The sequence below is a fragment of the Paenibacillus alginolyticus DSM 5050 = NBRC 15375 genome (genome assembly GCF_000422905.1).
Lineage (GTDB): Bacteria > Bacillota > Bacilli > Paenibacillales > NBRC-103111 > Paenibacillus_E > Paenibacillus_E alginolyticus.
Genome location: NZ_AUGY01000030.1, coordinates 19,341 through 35,770, shown reverse-complemented (window position 1 = coordinate 35,770; position 16,430 = coordinate 19,341). Strand labels below are relative to the sequence as shown.

The window sequence follows — 16,430 nt, the reverse complement described above, 5'->3', positions numbered from 1 at the left end:
AGATCATGCTGTCATTCGGAATTGTTGACGATGATGCGGTAAGTAGACGGATGCTGCAAAAGATCATTGAAAAAGGCGGTTTAGGCGAAGTCGTTGGTACGGCTGGCAGCGGGAGCGAAGGGGAGAAGGTTCTTCTGGAAACCACCCCCGATGTAGTGGTCATCGATTTATTAATGCCGGATCAAGATGGAATTGAGACGATTATTCGATTGAAGGAGCAAGGTTATCGAGGGAAATACGTGATGATTTCGCAAATTGAAAATAAAGAAATGATTGGCAAGGCCTATCAAGCTGGTGTCGAATTTTACATTCAAAAGCCAATTAATAAAATTGAAGTGGAAGCTGTGCTGTCCAAGGTTAATGAGCAGTGGAACATCAGCCGCTCCTTGCAGGAGATTAAAGAATCTTTAACCAAGTTAAGTTTACTGCACACAGGCCCTGAAAGTATTCGAAAAAAACGAAGCGTCCGCGAAATTATGCAGCCCATTCTCATGGATATGGGAATTGTGGGGGACACTGGCAGTCGCGACTTGATGGACATTATGGAACATCTCGCACGTCATCATAAAGCGGAAGGAATTCCGCCGCTCAAGGAGCTTTATGAAACCGTTTCTAGATGCCATAAGGTGAAGGAAGCGGATGTTGAAAAAGAAGGCAAGGCCGTCGAACAACGGATTCGCCGAACCGTCATGGGGGCATTAACCCATATCGCCAGCATCGGATTGACGGATTACAGCAATCCGAAATTTGAGCATTATGCGCCTCTTTATTTTGAATTCCAGGATGTGCGTATGAAGATGAAAGAAATCGATGAGAACTCGAAGCCTGAGAAGGGCAAGGTCAATATTAAGAAATTTCTTCAAGTTCTCTATCTTGAGGTTACGGATAAGATGCGCAGCGAATATTAATAATAGGGCCGTTTCTGGTTGCGAATTGACCGCTGGTTATGGTATTATTTTGAATTAGTGATAGAAGAAGGAGGTGAAGGTAGGATGAATCGAGAGTTTGTGAACAACCGTGTGAGCCAGTTACCCATTGCGATGGCTGGCATCGTTCATGCAGCAGTCAAAGACGCGAGAAGTCTGTCTATTTATGCTCATACGGAATTACAACTCACGAAAAGACTCCTACCTTAACCCTCAAACGGATCAATCCGAAAGGTCGTAGGAATTTTCCTGCGGCCTTTTTTGTGTACATAGGCGATGGATAGGGTCTTTCACAAATTAGGAGGATCCTTCATTATGTTAATTATTAACGGTCAAAATATAAAGAAATACCATGGTGCGCAGCTAGTTCTTGAGGATGTTACTTTTGAAATCCATCAGGGAGAAAGAGTAGGACTTGTGGGACGCAATGGCAGTGGTAAATCGACGCTGCTTCGCCTTATCTCTAAGATGGAGAAGCCCGATGAAGGGCAATTAACGGTGCGAAAAGATACGCGGATCGGTTATTTAGCACAAATCCCAACGGAGTGGGAGAGCGGTACGGTGTATGATGTGCTGGCGTCCAGCTTTCAAGGGATACTTGAATGCCGCGCCAATATGACGGAGCTGGAGCAGCGGATGTCGAGCTCAGAAGTCATGAGCGATGAGAAGCAGCTGGATCAGCTGCTTAAGCGGTACGCACAGCTGCAAGAACGTTTCGAACGGGAAGGCGGCTACGAGCTGGATGCAAGAATCGATCAAGTCGCGAACGGACTTCGTATAGCACGGGAGGTTTATGAGCGGAGCTTTGCCTCGCTGTCCGGAGGGGAAAAGACGAAGATTGCTCTCGCATCCCAGCTGATCGGCAAGCCTGACTTACTGCTGCTGGATGAGCCAACGAATCATCTGGATTTGTTCGGTGTAGAGTGGTTGGAGGACTATCTCACCCATTATGATGGCGCATGCTTCATTGTTTCTCACGACCGTTACTTTCTGGATCGGGTTGTTACGAAGATCGTTGAGTTGGAAGATGGCGAGTCTACGACCTATCTGACTTCCTATTCGGGATATGTGAAGGAGAAAGAAGTCCGGCTGCTGCAGCAGTTTGCTGATTATCAGGAGCAGCAGAAGGTCATCAAAAAGATGAAAGAGACGATCAAGCAGCTGACGGAGTGGGGCCGGGTAGGAGGGAACGAGAAATTTTTCCGCCGGGCGGCTTCTATGCAGAAAGCGCTGGATCGGATGGAGAAGCTCAAACGGCCTGTTCTTGATCCGAAGGCAGCGGAATTCGGATTGAAGCTGGACGACCGCTCAGGTCGGAGAGTGATTCGTTTCGAGGATGTGAACAAGCGATACGGGGATAAAGTGCTGCTGCAGCGGGCAAGCGGCTTGCTGGAATATGGCGAGAAAGTGATGCTCGTCGGGTCTAACGGTTCGGGCAAAACAACGCTGCTGAGGATGATTCTGGGTGAAGAGCAGCCTAACCAAGGGGAGCTCGAGCTTGGAGCGCGGGTCGATATTGGCTATTTGGCACAACAAGAGTATCCAGAGGACCATAAGAAATCGGTGCTGACTTACTTCTGTGAGGAAGCGAAGCTGGAGGAAGGAGAGGCTAGGGGCCGGCTTGCTGCTTATTTATTTTATGGCGCAGATGTATTCAAGTCGGTCAGTTCTCTTTCGGGAGGGGAGTGGACTAGATTGCGGCTAGCACTGCTTGTGCTTCGTAAGCCTAATTTACTTATTCTCGATGAGCCCACGAATCATATGGATATTGCTTCAAGGGAAGCTTTGGAAGAGGCGCTGGAAGAGTTTCCAGGCACCGTGCTGGCTGTGACGCATGATCGTTATTTTATGAATCGGCTGTCTCGTAAAATATGGGAGCTGGATCAAGGGCGAATTACCGTTTACTTGGGTAATTTTGATGATTATAAAGAGAAGAGCGCTCAATTGCGTGAAAATCGAATCCGTGAGTCTGCTGCTGTTGGTACGAGAAAATCGTCTGGTGCGAGTGCTGGGGCTAGGGATGGTGCACATGCCAATGCAAGTACAAGTACAAGTACAAGTACAAGTGCAAGTGCAAGTGCTATGGCAAGAAATGCTGAGAGTGCTTCGCCAAGAGCTTCTAGGAGTGCTGCGCTAAGTGATTCAGCGAGTGCTACGGCTAAAAATACTGCCAATGTGGCGCAACGAGGGAAGTCTAAAAGCTCATCCGTGTTTACACGGGAGAGGCTAGAGAAGCAGATTGCGGATGGCGAAGCGCAGTTGAGTAATCTGGACCAGCGGCTAGAGAATCTGGCGGCAGATGAACTTAGCGAACTGTGGGCGGAAAGAGAAACGGCGCAGGAGATGTTGGATAGGCTCTATGAGCAGTGGATGCTGATAGAGGAGCAAGAATAGAAAAAGGGGGGCGGATACCCCCCCTTTTTTGGTTTGGGGTGAGGGAATCTCACCCTTAATTTGTTTTCGTAGATTCCGACACGGCGAAATCGATGAGATTTCATCACGTCGCGGAACGAGGAGCCGCTATTTGAAGAAAATAGCGCTAAAAGGACATTTCGCGGAACGTGAGGACTCTATTTGTTGGAAAACCGCGTGATTTGAGGGCGAAACAAGGAAATAGCGGAACGACGTTCCGCGAAAGTCTACAAACAGCCGAATTCCTCACAAATAACGCCTCGACGTTCCGCAAAAGATTAACTTTCACGCGCCGACGGGACATTCCACACGCTGCGCAAGGGATCAAACCTGAATCCATTGCACAGGAACCTCGATGCGCTGCGGAACATAATGCCCGTTGAATTGCTCAAGCAGCAATTTAACAGCCGATAAGGCCATTTGCTCTTCATCCTGCAAAATGTGCGAGATTCCCGGAATCTCTGGATCATCGAAAGAAACCAACTCGATCTTCGGGTTCAAGCCTTCTTCCTGATGCAGAGCATGATGCGTGAGCCTTGCCATCTCAGCAGTTAAAGCAAAAACAGCTGTAATGTTAGGATGCTGATGCAGGAATTTAACAATATAAGCTGAAGTATCGCCGTTTCTGAGGATGTCGATGGGGACATGACACCATAAGCTTTTATCAATCAAAATGTTTCTATCAATATAAGCCTTCTCAAAGCCGTGAGTCCGGTCTTCAACGGTTGTATTCGTATTATCAGGGGAGATGAGCGCGATTTGCTGATGGCCTTTGTTTAACAGTTTGGTAACCGTCTCATAAGCGCCGCCCCAATTATCAGATGTAATCCGGTAAGTTTCGATATTTCGTAAATAACGGTCTATAAACACAAACGGATATTTATCCAGGGATAAACGGAGTAGCGATTCATTATAGCGCTCATCCTCCGTAGGGAAAACAATGATGCCGCGGACGCCTGGGGTGTTGGTCAATTCCTGGACCGAACGGGATTCCTCGATGGAAGATTCGCGTGTGATATGCAGGACGAGCTGATAACCGGCTTCCTTGACGTAGTATTCAATGTAGTCGACAAGTCTCTGAATGACTTTCGTTTTCATGGTAGGGATAATCAGACCAATGTAATTTTGGGAAGAAGACGCTGAAGAACGGCGTTTAGGATCCACTGTGATTGAGTTGGGGTTGACTGACACGAATGTTCCCTTGCCTTGAATACGAGTGACTAGTCCCTCGTCAACCAATACGGCTAGCGCATTCTTCACGGTTATTTTACTGACCATAAATTCATCCATAAATTCTTGCTCCGAAGGCACGCGATCTTTGGGGCGAAGCTCTCCGGATATAATCTTATCTTTAATGGATTGGTAGATTTGTTTATAGAGAGGAATTTTAGTCATTCGTGCATCACCTGATTCTCATATTCTTAGGTTCATTGTACTCAGTAAATGTGAAAAAGGGAATACATAAAAGTCTGAAAAGTATATTTATAATGTTTTAATTAAATTTTATAACCAATTGTATATATAATATTGTAAATATCTACCATTAAAATCCGATTCAACAGGTACCAGTCATATTTCATAAAACGAAAAATTTAATATGGATTCTAAACAAACGTTTAGCCGTGGAATTTATGTGATTAAATATAATAAACATAATTTTATACTCAATTGATTATATTATTATAGGTTTTTATGTACTATAATTCGATTTGTAAAGCGCTTACATGTTAATCGACCATTTGCATGATAGTTTATATGACAATCAAAATTTCTATTTAGGGGGATTAATTGTATGAAGAGAAAGCTACAAGTGTCTTCTGCTGCCATTTTGGCATCCATGCTTTTATTGTCAGCTTGTACATCAAACTCGGGCACAAGTAATGAGGGAACGGCTACTGCGAACCCAGCAGCTACAACCAAGAATGATAGCGCAACCAAATCAGGTACACCTGTTAAGCTGAGCTTCTGGACGTTCAATGAGCTGCATCAGAAATTTTTTGAAAGCATGGCTGAATCATGGAATAAAACACATCCTGAACAGCCGATTCAAGTGGAAGCAACAACTTTCCCCTATGATGATAACCACAATAAACTGTTAGTGGCGCTGCAATCAGGAACGGGTGCTCCCGACATGGCTGACATTGAAATCAGTAAAATCGGCAATTTCCTAAAAGGCGATGTCCAGCTAACCGCGCTGAATGATATTGTTGAACCGGAGAAGGCCAACCTCGTCATGTCTCGACTCGATAATTATGCGAAGGACGGCAAATTTTACGGGATAGATTACCACGTTGGGGCACAAGTCATCTACTACAACAAAGAAATTCTCGATAAAGCAGGCGTAAACGCTGACGATATTAAGACTTGGGATGATTATGAAAAAGCAGGTAAGCAGGTTCTTGAGAAAACCGGCAAGCCGATGACGACGGTCGAAACGTCGGACCAATGGTCATTCTGGCCGCTAGTTGTACAACACGGTTCGGACTTCCTAGACAAAAACGGTAACGTGACAATAGGTGACCAAGCGAATCTAGATGTATTGAGTTACCTGCAGAAGCTTGTGAAGGAGAAAGTTGCCGTTGTGGCTCCGGGCGGCTTGCATCATGCGGAAGAATATTACGGTTTCATGAATAAAGGCGGCGCAGCTTCCGTCTGGATGCCGATGTGGTACATGGGTCGCTTTACGGACTACATGCCTGATTTGAAAGGCAAAGTCATCATTAAACCGATGCCGGTATTTAAACAAGGCGAGATGCGCTCTTCCGGTATGGGGGGTACGGGTACGGTTATTACGAAGCAATCGAAGAATCAAGACGTAGCTAAGAAATTCCTTTCCTATGCGAAATTGTCCAAAGAGGGCAACATTCAGATCTGGTCACAACTCGGCTTCGACCCGATTCGCTCTGATGTTTGGAACGATCCGGCGCTTAAAGCGGACAATAAATTCACGGCTTATTTTGGCAAAAACCTGTGGGATGTTTTGATTTCTGTGAAAAGCGAGATCGCGCCTACGAATATCAAGGAGAAAACACCGGCTGTCTCCGACTATATCAAGACGAAAACCATCTTCCAAGCGCTTAATGATTTGAAAGATCCGAAGCAAGTTCTAGACGATGCTGTGAAAAATATTAAGTAAATTGAACGCCCCGCGTTCCGTTGCTGGCTTTGCCCCAGGGACGTCCCTTCGGCAAGGCTTGCAGCGCTTCTAGAGAGGAGTGGTGATTGACGATATGAATAAATTTCTGTATTCCTCCCGGGTAGCTCCTTATGTCTTTGTTCTGCCTTTTGTGTTATCGTTCCTTATTTTCTTTGCTTATCCGGTTATGACCACGATTGTCATGAGCTTTCAAGAAGTTTTGCCCGGCCAGACCCATTTTATTGGGTTAGCGAATTACAAAAATTTATGGAGCGAGTCGTTTTTCACCGCGTTGAAAAATAGCAGTCGGTATACGTTCTGGACCCTGCTGGTGCTTATTCCATTACCGCTTGTACTTGCTGTATTCCTGAATGCGAAGCTGACCAAGGCGAGTGCGTTCTTCCGTTCCGCTTTGTTTATCCCCTCCCTCACTTCGGTTGTTGTGGCGGGAACTATATTCCGGCTTGTTTTTGGCAGCTTGGATGATTCGGTGATGAATGCATTCCGTCATATGCTGGGCATGCCTACCATTAACTGGCTGGCCAACTCCACGACGGGAATGCTCGTGATGGTTATTTTGGCGACTTGGCGGTTTACCGGCGTTAATATTATTTATTTCCTATCCGCGCTGCAGAGCATTCCGCATGAATTATATGAGTCAGCAGAAATAGACGGTGCCAACAAGTGGGACCAATTCTGGCGAATTACCCTGCCGTTATTGAAGCCGGTAGCGATCTACGTCATTACAATTTCCATCTATGGCGGCTATTCGATGTTTACGGAAAGCTTCATTCTCTGGAACGGTAACCGTTCCCCGAATGACATTGGTCTGACGATGATCGGTCTACTTTATCGTGAAGGCATCGAGCGTAATAATTTGGGCTTCGGATCTGCAATTGGGATCACATTGCTAGGTATAACCATGATCTTAAATGTCATTCAATTGAAATTCTTCGGTTTGTTCAGAAAGGAGGATTAGGACATGCAGATACAACGACATAAGTTCCTTCAAACCTCCTTACTGCTCTTCCTGTTTGTGGTACTTGCTGCATTGGCGCTATTCCCGTTCTACAGTCTCACGTTGGCTTCGTTTAAGCCTTCCAAGGAGATGCTGCGCTACGGGCTCAATGTGAAGCTGCAGCCGGAGTTATTGTCCTTTCATAACTATGCCTTCCTATTCTCTACATCCGCGAAGAAGTATCTGATCTGGTATAAGAACAGCGTCCTTATCTCCATTGTTTATACCGCTTGTTGTCTGCTTTTATCTTCGATGGTGGGCTATGGGCTCGCGATGTACCGATTTAGAGGAAGAAACCTTATTTTCCTCTTGGTCCTCTTGGTCATGATGGTACCTGTCGAAATTATTATGCTGCCGTTGTATAAACAAATGATTGCCTTCCACTTGATCGATACTTACAGTGGTGTCATTTTACCTTTCGTCGTCGCACCGCTGCCGATCTTCTTCTTCCGGCAATATGCTGCCGGGCTGCCCAAGGATTTCCTTGATGCAGGGAGAATTGACGGCTGTTCGGAGTATGGTATCTTTTTCAAAATCATGATGCCACTGATGGCTCCGGCATTCGGGGCGATGGCGATATTGCAGGCCCTTGCGAGCTGGAACAGCTTTGTTTGGCCGCTGATTGTACTCAAAACTGGGAATAAGCTGACCCTGCCGATCGGTCTGTCCAGTCTTGTAACGCCTTATGGCAATAACTACGATATTCTCATTGCCGGTTCCGTGCTTGCGATCGTGCCTATACTGATCGTCTTCATCTTCTTCCAACGCTTCTTTGTTTCGGGTCTTACGGTTGGTGGTGTGAAAGGTTAATGGCGGTCTCTCGGATGAAAAAAAGGCTGCTGCTTTCGCTCGGTTTCGCGCTTGTAGCAGTGGCTGTAGGGGTTTCTTATCTCCAATTCGTGGGTTCACGTTCAGCCCCTGTCGAGTTTCCGAAGAGACCTTTTCAGTACCCGATGTATGACACCGGAAGCACCAATACGGAATCAGGCTGGCATACGATGAATACGCACGATCCCTCCATTTATAAAGAAGGGGATACGTATTATGTGTTTTCTACTGATATAAAAGTTGGCGCCAATAAGGATCCGCTGCGGCCGGGGATCATGGTGAGGCGATCAAAAGACTTGATCACATGGGATTGGGTAGGGTATGCGCTGGATGGAATACCGAAGGAAGCAGCATCATGGACACGGGCAACGAATCTATGGGCACCCGACGTATTCAAAATGGGAGATACCTACTATTTGTACTATGCAGCATCTACCTTCGGAAGTAATCAGTCCATGATTGGTCTTGCAACCTCCAATTCAATTACCGGTCCATGGACGGATCAAGGCGCCGTCGTGAAGACGGCCAAGGGAGATGAAGCGAACGCGATTGATCCTAATCCGGTGTTTGATAGCGAAGGTAAACCATGGCTTTCGTACGGCTCCTTTTTTGGCGGCATATATCTCGTAAGACTTGATGAGAGCACTGGCAAAGTGAAGCAAGGGGAGCAGCCTACGCTGCTTGCCCGTAGAGACAGTCGAACAGTTGCAGGCGCTGTTGAGGCGCCGTATATCATCTATCAACCGGATCAGAAAAAGTACTATTTATTCGTATCCTATGACTCTTTATCTTCCGATTACAGTGTAAGAGTGGGCAGATCTTCCTCGATTACGGGGCCTTATGAGGATTTCAATGGGCATCAGCTTTCGGATACGGGGTTTTCGCCGCAGACGAATGTGGGAAATAAGCTGATTGGCAGCTACGTGTTTAGTGGGAAAGAAGGCTGGATCGCGCCGGGCCATAACTCGGTTCTGAAGGACGGCGATCGCACATTTCTCGTACACCATGCCCGTGGAGAAAAAGATAAGAATTGGTCTTACCTCTATATTCGTGAGCTTTTCTGGACACGTGACGGATGGCCGGTTGCTTCGCCTGAACGATATGCGGGAGAGAAAACACAACCTCTATCTCCGAAGCTGCTTGCAGGGCGTTGGGATCGATTGCCGATTCCGATGGCATGGACGGGAATAGAACGTTCTGAACCAATGACATTGCAGCCTAATGGAAAGATCGAATCGGCACATGGTATCGGGAAATGGTCATTTCAAGAACCGAATGATTTAACGCTGCAATGGACGGCTTTGGATACAAATGAAGGCACCCAGACGACAGAAAAGGTACTTGTCTCGCCTTCCTGGGATTGGGAGAATGACAAGCCTACGCTTGTGTTTACAGGGATGAACGAGAAGGGTATTAACATATGGGGCAAATACACAGATAGCATCAAAGGAGAATAACGATGGGGAACTTAGAAACCAGCTATATCAAACCACTTTTGGAGCAGCGTGCAGATCCGTGGATTTATAAACATACGGATGGATTTTATTACTTTACCGCATCGGTTCCGGAGTACGATCGCATTGAACTACGGCGTTCCGCTACGATTGCCGGTTTGAACGAGGCACAGCCTGTTGTTGCTTGGCGCAAATATGACGAAGGTCCGCTAAGTGCCAATATTTGGGCGCCGGAGCTGCATTTCGTTGCAGGCAAGTGGTATATCTATTTTGCTGCGGCTAGAACGACAGAAACGAATGAAGGCCTTTTCGATCATCGTATGTTTGTGTTGGAAAATAGTTCGGCCAATCCGCTTGAGGGAGAGTGGGAGGAGAAGGGGCAGCTGATCACCGAGTGGGAGAGCTTTGCACTGGATGCAACTTCCTTCGAGCATAACGGTATCCGTTATCTTGTCTGGGCACAAAAAGATTTGAATATAATAGGAAATTCTAATCTTTACATTTCCGAAATGAGCAGCCCATGGACGCTTCGCGGCAAGCAAGTCATGATCACAATGCCGGAGTATGATTGGGAAATCATCGGCTTTAAGGTCAATGAAGGCGCCGCGGTGTTGAAGCGGAACGGACGCATCTTCATCAGCTTCTCCGCAAGCGCAACAGACTTTAATTATTGCATGGGTCTGTTAACGGCTTCGGAAGATGCTGATCTGCTGGATCCGCAATCATGGGCGAAATCCAAGTCGCCTGTTCTGACCACCGATGCAAGCGTCCGACTCTTTGGACCCGGACACAATAGTTTCACTGTATCGGAGGACGGCACACAGGATATCTTCGTCTTCCACGCGAGAAATTATAAAGAAATAGTGGGTGACCCGCTCTACGATCCGAATCGCCACACCTTTGTGCGTGTACTGAAGTGGCACGCGGATGGCACACCGGATTTTGTTGGCTCCGTGTTAGGTGCCTAGAACTGTTAAACCATGATATAAGCCTCTATCTCATGTTAGTGAGAGTAGAGGTTTTTTATTCGTGCGCTTATTCAGAACGAACGTGCAATATAGTCTGCTGAGAAGTCGATTTTCGGCTTCTCAGACTCTGTTAACGAGCTTCGACTCGCAGAGCTCTCACTGAAAGCGCGGTTTTGCGCGCTTATTGGTTCGTGCGCTTCTGAATAGGCGCGTTTTCTGAGCTTGTTCTGCGCGGACGCACAGGATAGTCTGCTGAGAAGTCGATTTCCGGCTTCTCAGACTCTGTTAACGAGCTTCGGCTCGCATAGCGCTCACTGAAAGCGCGGTTTACGCGCTTATTGGTTCCGTCTGGGAGATCTTTCCGCCACCGTTCCGACATGGAAGTCGGTAGTCCATTTATGATAAGCTATACGTATTAAAGAAGGAGGCGATTGCTGTGATTCAAGTTTTCCCTGCGCATACGCGAAATACGACCGATCTAGGGTGGCTAAAGAGCCATAAAAATTTCTCGTTCGGCGATTATTTTGATGAGGATAATGTAGGTTTCGGGGTTATGCGTGTTTGTAATGACGATGACATTGCGGCTGGTCGGGGCTTCGGTCCACATCCCCATAGCGACATGGAGATTGTCAGCATCGTTCTCAGCGGAGCCATTAAACACGAAGATAGTTTGGGGCATGTTGCGGTAACAGGAGTCAATGGCGTTCAGCGGATGTCAGCTGGAAGCGGCGTTATTCATGCCGAGTATAATGCGTCGGATACGGAACCGATGAGTCTATTTCAGCTGTGGTTCATGCCTTCTAAACGGGGCTTGGAGCCGTCCTTTGAGAATGTTACTTATGAGCCTGAAGCGTTGGTTAACGCACTGCTCCCAGTAGTTACACCTGAGGGTGGCGAGCATGCAGCCAAGATCCATCAGGATATGAGCATTTACCTCAGCAAGCTGGAAGCGGGCAAGGAGCTTGTTTTCCGTCAGGCAAAAAATCGACGCATTTTTCTTATGCTTATAAGCGGGAAGTTATCTGCCAATGATGCTGTTTTGGAAACGAAAGACAGCGCTCGTATGGAAGCTGAACAGACGGTTGCTATTCGTGCGATAGAAGATACACATTTCATGCTAATCGATCTGCCATAATGGATGAGGAAGGAGGGCTATGCGGATGAAGGAAGTCTTTTTAATTAAACATGCAGTGGGCGGTCGAGCGTTCGTAGATACAGGTAAACATCCGATCTCCTACACATGTGAGCAGGTTGGAGACCAATGGATTTTTACCGTGCAGATAGAGAAGAAGGAAGATATTGCTGAGCTTTTGAAATGGAAAGAGGAACTCAACGTATTCCTATTTCAGGAGTTTGAAAATGAGCCAACAAAGAAATTATGGTTCTATGTAGGCGATGATTCCGTTCATTATTTCGAGGAAAAAGGCGAGTTAACCATTGTAGCAAAGTCTCAAATCGTCTACATTCCTGATCAGTTTAGTGCGCAATTGTAACTCAACATAGGGAGAGCTTGTGCAGGTGTCAAATGCTTGTGGGGCTCCCCTTTATCGGATTGGAGCAACACCTATGAAAGTTCAGGATCAATTACTAGAGAAAGCTATACCTTTTATCAAGGAATGTTACAGTGAACTAGGCCAAAGCTCGGGCAAAATCGAGGCTCGTCTTGCTGGAATTGCCGAAGCCATTAGGTATAAAGGTTACTACGAACATACCTTTCAAGAGCTAGAACATGGGGCCAAAATGGCATGGCGCAACAGCAACCGTTGTATCGGGCGATTGTTCTGGGAAACACTGACTGTACATGATGCTCGTTATATAGAAACAGAAGAACAGATGGCTGAGGCACTTTTTCGTCATATAGAAACGGCAACCAATGGCGGCAAAATCCGTCCAGTGATTACGATTTTCCCACCTACGCATGATTCGGCTCAGGGAGCCTTTATTCATAATGATCAACTGATCCGTTACGCGGGCTATGAAACTGACAATGGGATTCTCGGTGACCCAGCGTCTATTCAAATAACTGCGTTATGCCAATCGCTTGGATGGCAGGGAGCCGGAACGCCTTATGACGTGCTGCCGCTTGTTGTTCAAATGGGAGATCGGAAACCGAAGCTGTTCGAGATTCCTGCCGAGCTCGTCCTGGAAGTAGATATTACACATCCGGATATAGCAGCATTCGATGATTTGCATCTCAAATGGTATGCCGTACCGATCGTGTCGAATATGTACCTTGAAATCGGAGGGATTCACTACCCTGCTGCGCCATTCAATGGATGGTACATGGGCACTGAAATCGGGGCGCGCAACTTTGCAGATCAAGCAAGATATGACATGCTGCCGCGTGTAGCGTCTGTCATGGGTCTGGATACTCGGCGTGATGCCTCTCTTTGGAAAGATAGAGCGCTTGTTGAGTTAAATGTGGCTGTGCTGCATTCTTATCAACAGCAGGGAGTAGCTATTGTGGATCATCATACGGCAGCAAAGCAATTTAAGTCTTTTGAAGAGAAAGAGCAAAAGGTCAGTCGTGACGTCACGGGTGATTGGTCGTGGCTGATCCCGCCGCTATCTCCGGCGACAACGCATATTTTTCATCAGCATTATTCAAATGAAGTGAAGCTGCCTAACTTTTTTTACCGGCATGAGGGCTGAGCATTCGCAAAGGGATTGCATCTCCATTTATGGATAGCACCAAAAATCGAGTTAGTAAGATCCCCGTAAATACTCGGGGATTTATTGTTTGAAAATTGACCTAGGGACAAATTAAGAGATTCATTGAATTGTGTTACTAGACTTTGAAAAGAGGATTTTATAATGAAAAAAGGGCTTTGGTACGCCATTCTAGCCTATATCGCATGGGGCTTGCTGCCAGTTTATTGGAGGTCTTTTGGATCTCTGCTTGCGGGTGAAATATTGTCTCACCGTGTTATCTGGTCATTTGTATTCATGGCCATTCTCTTATTGATAGGGAAAAGCCGATGGAAAGAATTTCGTGAGATGGTTACGAACCGGAAAGCGCTGCTCCAGATCGGAATCAGCAGCATTTTAATCAGCTCCAATTGGCTAATATTCATATGGGCTGTTAATAACGGTCATGTTATTGAGACGAGCTTGGGGTATTATATTACGCCCCTAATTAATATCATGCTGGCGGTCCTGTTTTTACGTGAAAAACCAAGCCGCAGTCAGTGGGTGGCCGTTGCTTTGGCGGGGGCCGGCGTTTTGCTGGCAACCATCGATTACGGCAGATTCCCATGGGTTTCCCTCTCACTAGCGCTTTCTTTCGGTCTTTATAGTCTTGTGAAAAAGAGAGTTTCCTACGATGCCTCTATCGGACTGGCTGGAGAAACCGTCATTGTCTTCCCAATAGCAGTCGCGTATATTGCCTACTTACACTTCACACATCATGATTCCGCATGGGCGTTACCGCCTATCTCATTAGCGATGCTTTTATTGTCAGGAGTGGCAACCGCTTTGCCTCTGCTATGGTTTGCAAAAGCAACTGCTCGGCTGCCACTTTCCATGCTGGGATTCATTCAGTATATAGGTCCTTCCATTACGCTGCTTTTAAGTGTGTTCCTATTTAAAGAGAAATTCTCTCCCGTGCTTCTCATCAGTTTCTCCTTGATTTGGACGGCGTTAATTGTCTATGCATTGGCATCGATGCGAGTGGCGAGGACTTCTGTAGCGGAGTAGGCTTCAAATGTGGATCGTTTTAGGTGATATTAACAAAACCGTTCGAGACTTAGTCTCGGACGGTTTTGTTATATGCTTTAGCCTAAGGTGATGAGTGAGAACGGCGAAGAATTATGTACTTAGAACTGATTTAGAGGAACGACGTAGTTCACTTTGGGGTCGAAAACAAGGATTTTGCAAGAAATAGCGTACTCACGCACCAACCAGTTGTGTATTCCATAGGCAGTTAGTACAATGATGGTGATTAAGAATACGCTTACGAGAAGCGCTTATGAAGTAAGCTTTTTATAAGAAGAGCTTTAGGAGGACGAGCATGTACAAGCTGCTGCTAGTTGATGACGAAGAGGACGTGCGAGAAGGTGTCGTCCGTGAGATAAATTGGGAAGCGATTGGCTTTGAAGTGGTTGAGAAAGCGGAGAACGGCAGGGAAGCGCTGGAAATGGTTGAGCGGCTGCAGCCGGACGTGGTTGTAACGGATATTCAGATGCCGTTCATGAATGGGCTCCAACTAGCTGAGGCGGTCCGGGAGCGTTTTCCGACGATTAAGCTCATCATCCTTACGGGGCATGATGAGTTCGAATATGCCCAAAAGGCGATTAAGCTGCACATTGATGAATACGTGCTGAAGCCTTTTTCCGCGCAAGAGCTGATCAATGCCTTGCTGAAGGTGAAGGAGCATATTCAAGAGGAAGTGTCCCACCGGGAAAATGTACAGCTGCTGAAGGAGCATTACCGCAAGAGCATGCCTGTGCTTAAGGAAAATTTCCTAGCAACGTTAATGAACCGAAAACTCCCGCGTGACGAAGTCTACGAGAAGGCCGCGAACTACGGGATTGAACTTACTGGCAATAGCTATGTTGTAGCGGTGCTGAGCATCGATGGGGTGCTCATTCATGAAGAGGATTTGGAGAATCGCAGCGAACTCGCGAAGTCCGTTTCTTTGAAATATTCCGAGGACCAGGCGCTGAAATATTTTGCCCTGCTGAATATTACCGAGGAGATCGCTGATAAACGGCGTCTTGGCCTTGTTTTCATGCATAACGATCAAGTGGTTGTCCTAGCTGCGAGAGAGAGCATTGACAGAGAAGCTGCGCTTCAAGAAACGATGAAAGTGCTGGAAGAAGTGCGTCAGAATGTAGAGAAATATTTGAAGTTTACGCTTACCGTTGGGATCGGAACCGTTATGAAGGACGTAACCAAGATGAGCTATTCGTATGAAGATGCCGTGTTGGCGCTGGATTACCGGCTTATCTTAGGCAACAACCGCATAATCTACATTGATGATGTGGAGAAGCGAAACGTGGAGAAGATTCGTTTTGACGATGTGAAGGAGCATGCCTTGACGCGCTGCATTAAGGTCGGGACGAGTCAGGAGATTCGGGAGACGATGGATGAGCTTTTTCAAGGGATAGAGGGTGGTGTTTCCGTTAAGGACTACCAAATATATTTACTCGAAATATTGACTTGTATCTTGAAAGCCGCCAAGGACTCGAATCTTAACGTGGATGAGGTATTTGGCGATCATTTTATTCCTTTTACAGAAATAAATAAATTCACTTCCTTGGAAGAAGCCAAGCATTGGCTTGCCGAATTATGCGCGAGCATGATGAATCATATTGCGACAGATCGTCAATACACGTACAAAAACTTGGTTGAAATGGCTAAGGATTATACGAAGAGCCACTATCACGAAGGTGATATCACGATTAATAAAGTGTGCGGCCACCTGCATATCAGCGCGGGATATTTCAGCAGTATTTTCAAGAAAGAGACGAAAATGACTTTCGTAAATTATTTGAATCATATTCGTATGGAAGCAGCCAAGGAGCTCTTGCGTTCTACGGATATGAAGGCGCTGGAGATCGCAGAAAAGGTTGGTTATGCCGATGCCAATTATTTCAGCTTTTCGTTCCGCAAAAATGTCGGTGTTTCCCCCAAAGAGTACCGCAATAACAGTTCCAAAGTGCTTTAGTGTTAAAGGGGTGGTAATGT

The 16,430-nt window shown here is 46.4% G+C and carries 15 protein-coding genes; 13 read left to right on the top strand and 2 right to left on the bottom strand.

The window, feature by feature from the left end; translation table 11 throughout:
- The first annotated feature begins 5 nt into the window (after window positions 1-5).
- From G519_RS0115305 to abc-f, 3 genes are all read left to right on the top strand, one after another.
- The gene (locus G519_RS0115305; protein ID WP_084160175.1) at window positions 6-908 is read left to right on the top strand and encodes a response regulator; all 903 of its coding nucleotides are present in this window, start codon (window positions 6-8) and stop codon (window positions 906-908) included.
- 84 nt (window positions 909-992) lie between these two features.
- Window positions 993-1,136 carry a hypothetical protein gene (locus tag G519_RS51275; protein WP_164826750.1) on the top strand — a complete coding sequence of 48 codons (144 nt, stop codon included), beginning with the start codon at window positions 993-995 and terminating at the stop codon, window positions 1,134-1,136.
- A 105-nt stretch (window positions 1,137-1,241) separates the two neighbouring features.
- Entirely contained in the window at window positions 1,242-3,320 is a 2,079-nt protein-coding gene (abc-f, locus tag G519_RS0115295) for a ribosomal protection-like ABC-F family protein (RefSeq protein ID WP_029195457.1), read from the top strand.
- A gap of 342 nt (window positions 3,321-3,662) precedes the next feature.
- Here the strand turns inward: abc-f and G519_RS0115290 are convergent, their stop codons facing one another.
- Entirely contained in the window at window positions 3,663-4,733 is a 1,071-nt protein-coding gene (locus G519_RS0115290; protein WP_029195456.1) for a GntR family transcriptional regulator, read from the bottom strand.
- A gap of 397 nt (window positions 4,734-5,130) precedes the next feature.
- Here G519_RS0115290 and G519_RS0115285 point away from each other — a divergent pair, with 397 nt between their 5' ends.
- The 5 genes from G519_RS0115285 (at window position 5,131) to G519_RS0115265 (ending at window position 10,742) form a co-directional block, all read left to right on the top strand.
- Window positions 5,131-6,474: an ABC transporter substrate-binding protein gene (locus G519_RS0115285; protein ID WP_029195455.1), complete on the top strand. Its 1,344-nt coding sequence runs from the start codon at window positions 5,131-5,133 to the stop codon at window positions 6,472-6,474.
- A 94-nt stretch (window positions 6,475-6,568) separates the two neighbouring features.
- A complete protein-coding gene (locus tag G519_RS0115280; protein WP_051253416.1) occupies window positions 6,569-7,453 on the top strand; it encodes a carbohydrate ABC transporter permease in 885 nt (294 codons plus the stop codon).
- Between the two features lie 3 nt (window positions 7,454-7,456).
- Window positions 7,457-8,302, top strand: a complete 846-nt coding sequence (locus G519_RS0115275; RefSeq protein WP_029195453.1) for a carbohydrate ABC transporter permease — start codon at window positions 7,457-7,459, stop codon at window positions 8,300-8,302.
- A 14-nt stretch (window positions 8,303-8,316) separates the two neighbouring features.
- Entirely contained in the window at window positions 8,317-9,777 is a 1,461-nt protein-coding gene (locus tag G519_RS0115270) for an arabinan endo-1,5-alpha-L-arabinosidase (protein WP_036633054.1), read from the top strand.
- Window positions 9,778-9,779: 2 nt separating this feature from the next.
- On the top strand, window positions 9,780-10,742 hold the full coding sequence (locus G519_RS0115265; RefSeq protein ID WP_029195451.1) for a glycoside hydrolase family 43 protein: 963 nt from the start codon (window positions 9,780-9,782) through the stop codon (window positions 10,740-10,742).
- A 181-nt stretch (window positions 10,743-10,923) separates the two neighbouring features.
- Here G519_RS0115265 and G519_RS50205 read toward each other — a convergent pair whose 3' ends face one another.
- On the bottom strand, window positions 10,924-11,121 hold the full coding sequence (locus tag G519_RS50205; protein ID WP_154669574.1) for a hypothetical protein: 198 nt from the start codon (window positions 11,119-11,121) through the stop codon (window positions 10,924-10,926).
- A 57-nt stretch (window positions 11,122-11,178) separates the two neighbouring features.
- Between G519_RS50205 and G519_RS0115260 the strand changes: the two genes are divergently transcribed.
- From G519_RS0115260 to G519_RS0115240, 5 genes are all read left to right on the top strand, one after another.
- Window positions 11,179-11,877 (top strand): pirin family protein, encoded by a 699-nt coding sequence (locus G519_RS0115260; RefSeq protein ID WP_029195450.1) that lies wholly within the window; start codon window positions 11,179-11,181, stop codon window positions 11,875-11,877.
- Between the two features lie 25 nt (window positions 11,878-11,902).
- Window positions 11,903-12,235 carry a hypothetical protein gene (locus G519_RS0115255; protein WP_029195449.1) on the top strand — a complete coding sequence of 111 codons (333 nt, stop codon included), beginning with the start codon at window positions 11,903-11,905 and terminating at the stop codon, window positions 12,233-12,235.
- Window positions 12,236-12,308: 73 nt separating this feature from the next.
- Complete coding sequence (locus G519_RS0115250) at window positions 12,309-13,394, top strand: nitric oxide synthase oxygenase (RefSeq protein ID WP_029195448.1); 1,086 nt, start codon at window positions 12,309-12,311, stop codon at window positions 13,392-13,394.
- Between the two features lie 162 nt (window positions 13,395-13,556).
- Window positions 13,557-14,438, top strand: coding sequence for an EamA family transporter RarD (gene rarD, locus G519_RS0115245; RefSeq protein ID WP_029195447.1), 882 nt, complete (start codon window positions 13,557-13,559; stop codon window positions 14,436-14,438).
- 313 nt (window positions 14,439-14,751) lie between these two features.
- On the top strand, window positions 14,752-16,410 hold the full coding sequence (locus G519_RS0115240) for a response regulator (protein ID WP_029195446.1): 1,659 nt from the start codon (window positions 14,752-14,754) through the stop codon (window positions 16,408-16,410).
- Window positions 16,411-16,430: the final 20 nt, after the last annotated feature.

What these genes read in the sequence shown, in the direction of transcription:
- G519_RS0115305 (WP_084160175.1), top strand. Translation starts at nt 6, where the DNA reads ATGCTGTCATTCGGAATTGTTGACGATGATGCGGTAAGTAGACGGATG.
- G519_RS51275 (WP_164826750.1), top strand. Translation starts at nt 993, where the DNA reads ATGAATCGAGAGTTTGTGAACAACCGTGTGAGCCAGTTACCCATTGCG.
- abc-f (WP_029195457.1), top strand. Translation starts at nt 1,242, where the DNA reads ATGTTAATTATTAACGGTCAAAATATAAAGAAATACCATGGTGCGCAG.
- G519_RS0115290 (WP_029195456.1), bottom strand. Translation starts at nt 4,733, where the DNA reads ATGACTAAAATTCCTCTCTATAAACAAATCTACCAATCCATTAAAGAT.
- G519_RS0115285 (WP_029195455.1), top strand. Translation starts at nt 5,131, where the DNA reads ATGAAGAGAAAGCTACAAGTGTCTTCTGCTGCCATTTTGGCATCCATG.
- G519_RS0115280 (WP_051253416.1), top strand. Translation starts at nt 6,569, where the DNA reads ATGAATAAATTTCTGTATTCCTCCCGGGTAGCTCCTTATGTCTTTGTT.
- G519_RS0115275 (WP_029195453.1), top strand. Translation starts at nt 7,457, where the DNA reads ATGCAGATACAACGACATAAGTTCCTTCAAACCTCCTTACTGCTCTTC.
- G519_RS0115270 (WP_036633054.1), top strand. Translation starts at nt 8,317, where the DNA reads ATGAAAAAAAGGCTGCTGCTTTCGCTCGGTTTCGCGCTTGTAGCAGTG.
- G519_RS0115265 (WP_029195451.1), top strand. Translation starts at nt 9,780, where the DNA reads ATGGGGAACTTAGAAACCAGCTATATCAAACCACTTTTGGAGCAGCGT.
- G519_RS50205 (WP_154669574.1), bottom strand. Translation starts at nt 11,121, where the DNA reads ATGTCGGAACGGTGGCGGAAAGATCTCCCAGACGGAACCAATAAGCGC.
- G519_RS0115255 (WP_029195449.1), top strand. Translation starts at nt 11,903, where the DNA reads ATGAAGGAAGTCTTTTTAATTAAACATGCAGTGGGCGGTCGAGCGTTC.
- G519_RS0115250 (WP_029195448.1), top strand. Translation starts at nt 12,309, where the DNA reads ATGAAAGTTCAGGATCAATTACTAGAGAAAGCTATACCTTTTATCAAG.
- rarD (WP_029195447.1), top strand. Translation starts at nt 13,557, where the DNA reads ATGAAAAAAGGGCTTTGGTACGCCATTCTAGCCTATATCGCATGGGGC.
- G519_RS0115240 (WP_029195446.1), top strand. Translation starts at nt 14,752, where the DNA reads ATGTACAAGCTGCTGCTAGTTGATGACGAAGAGGACGTGCGAGAAGGT.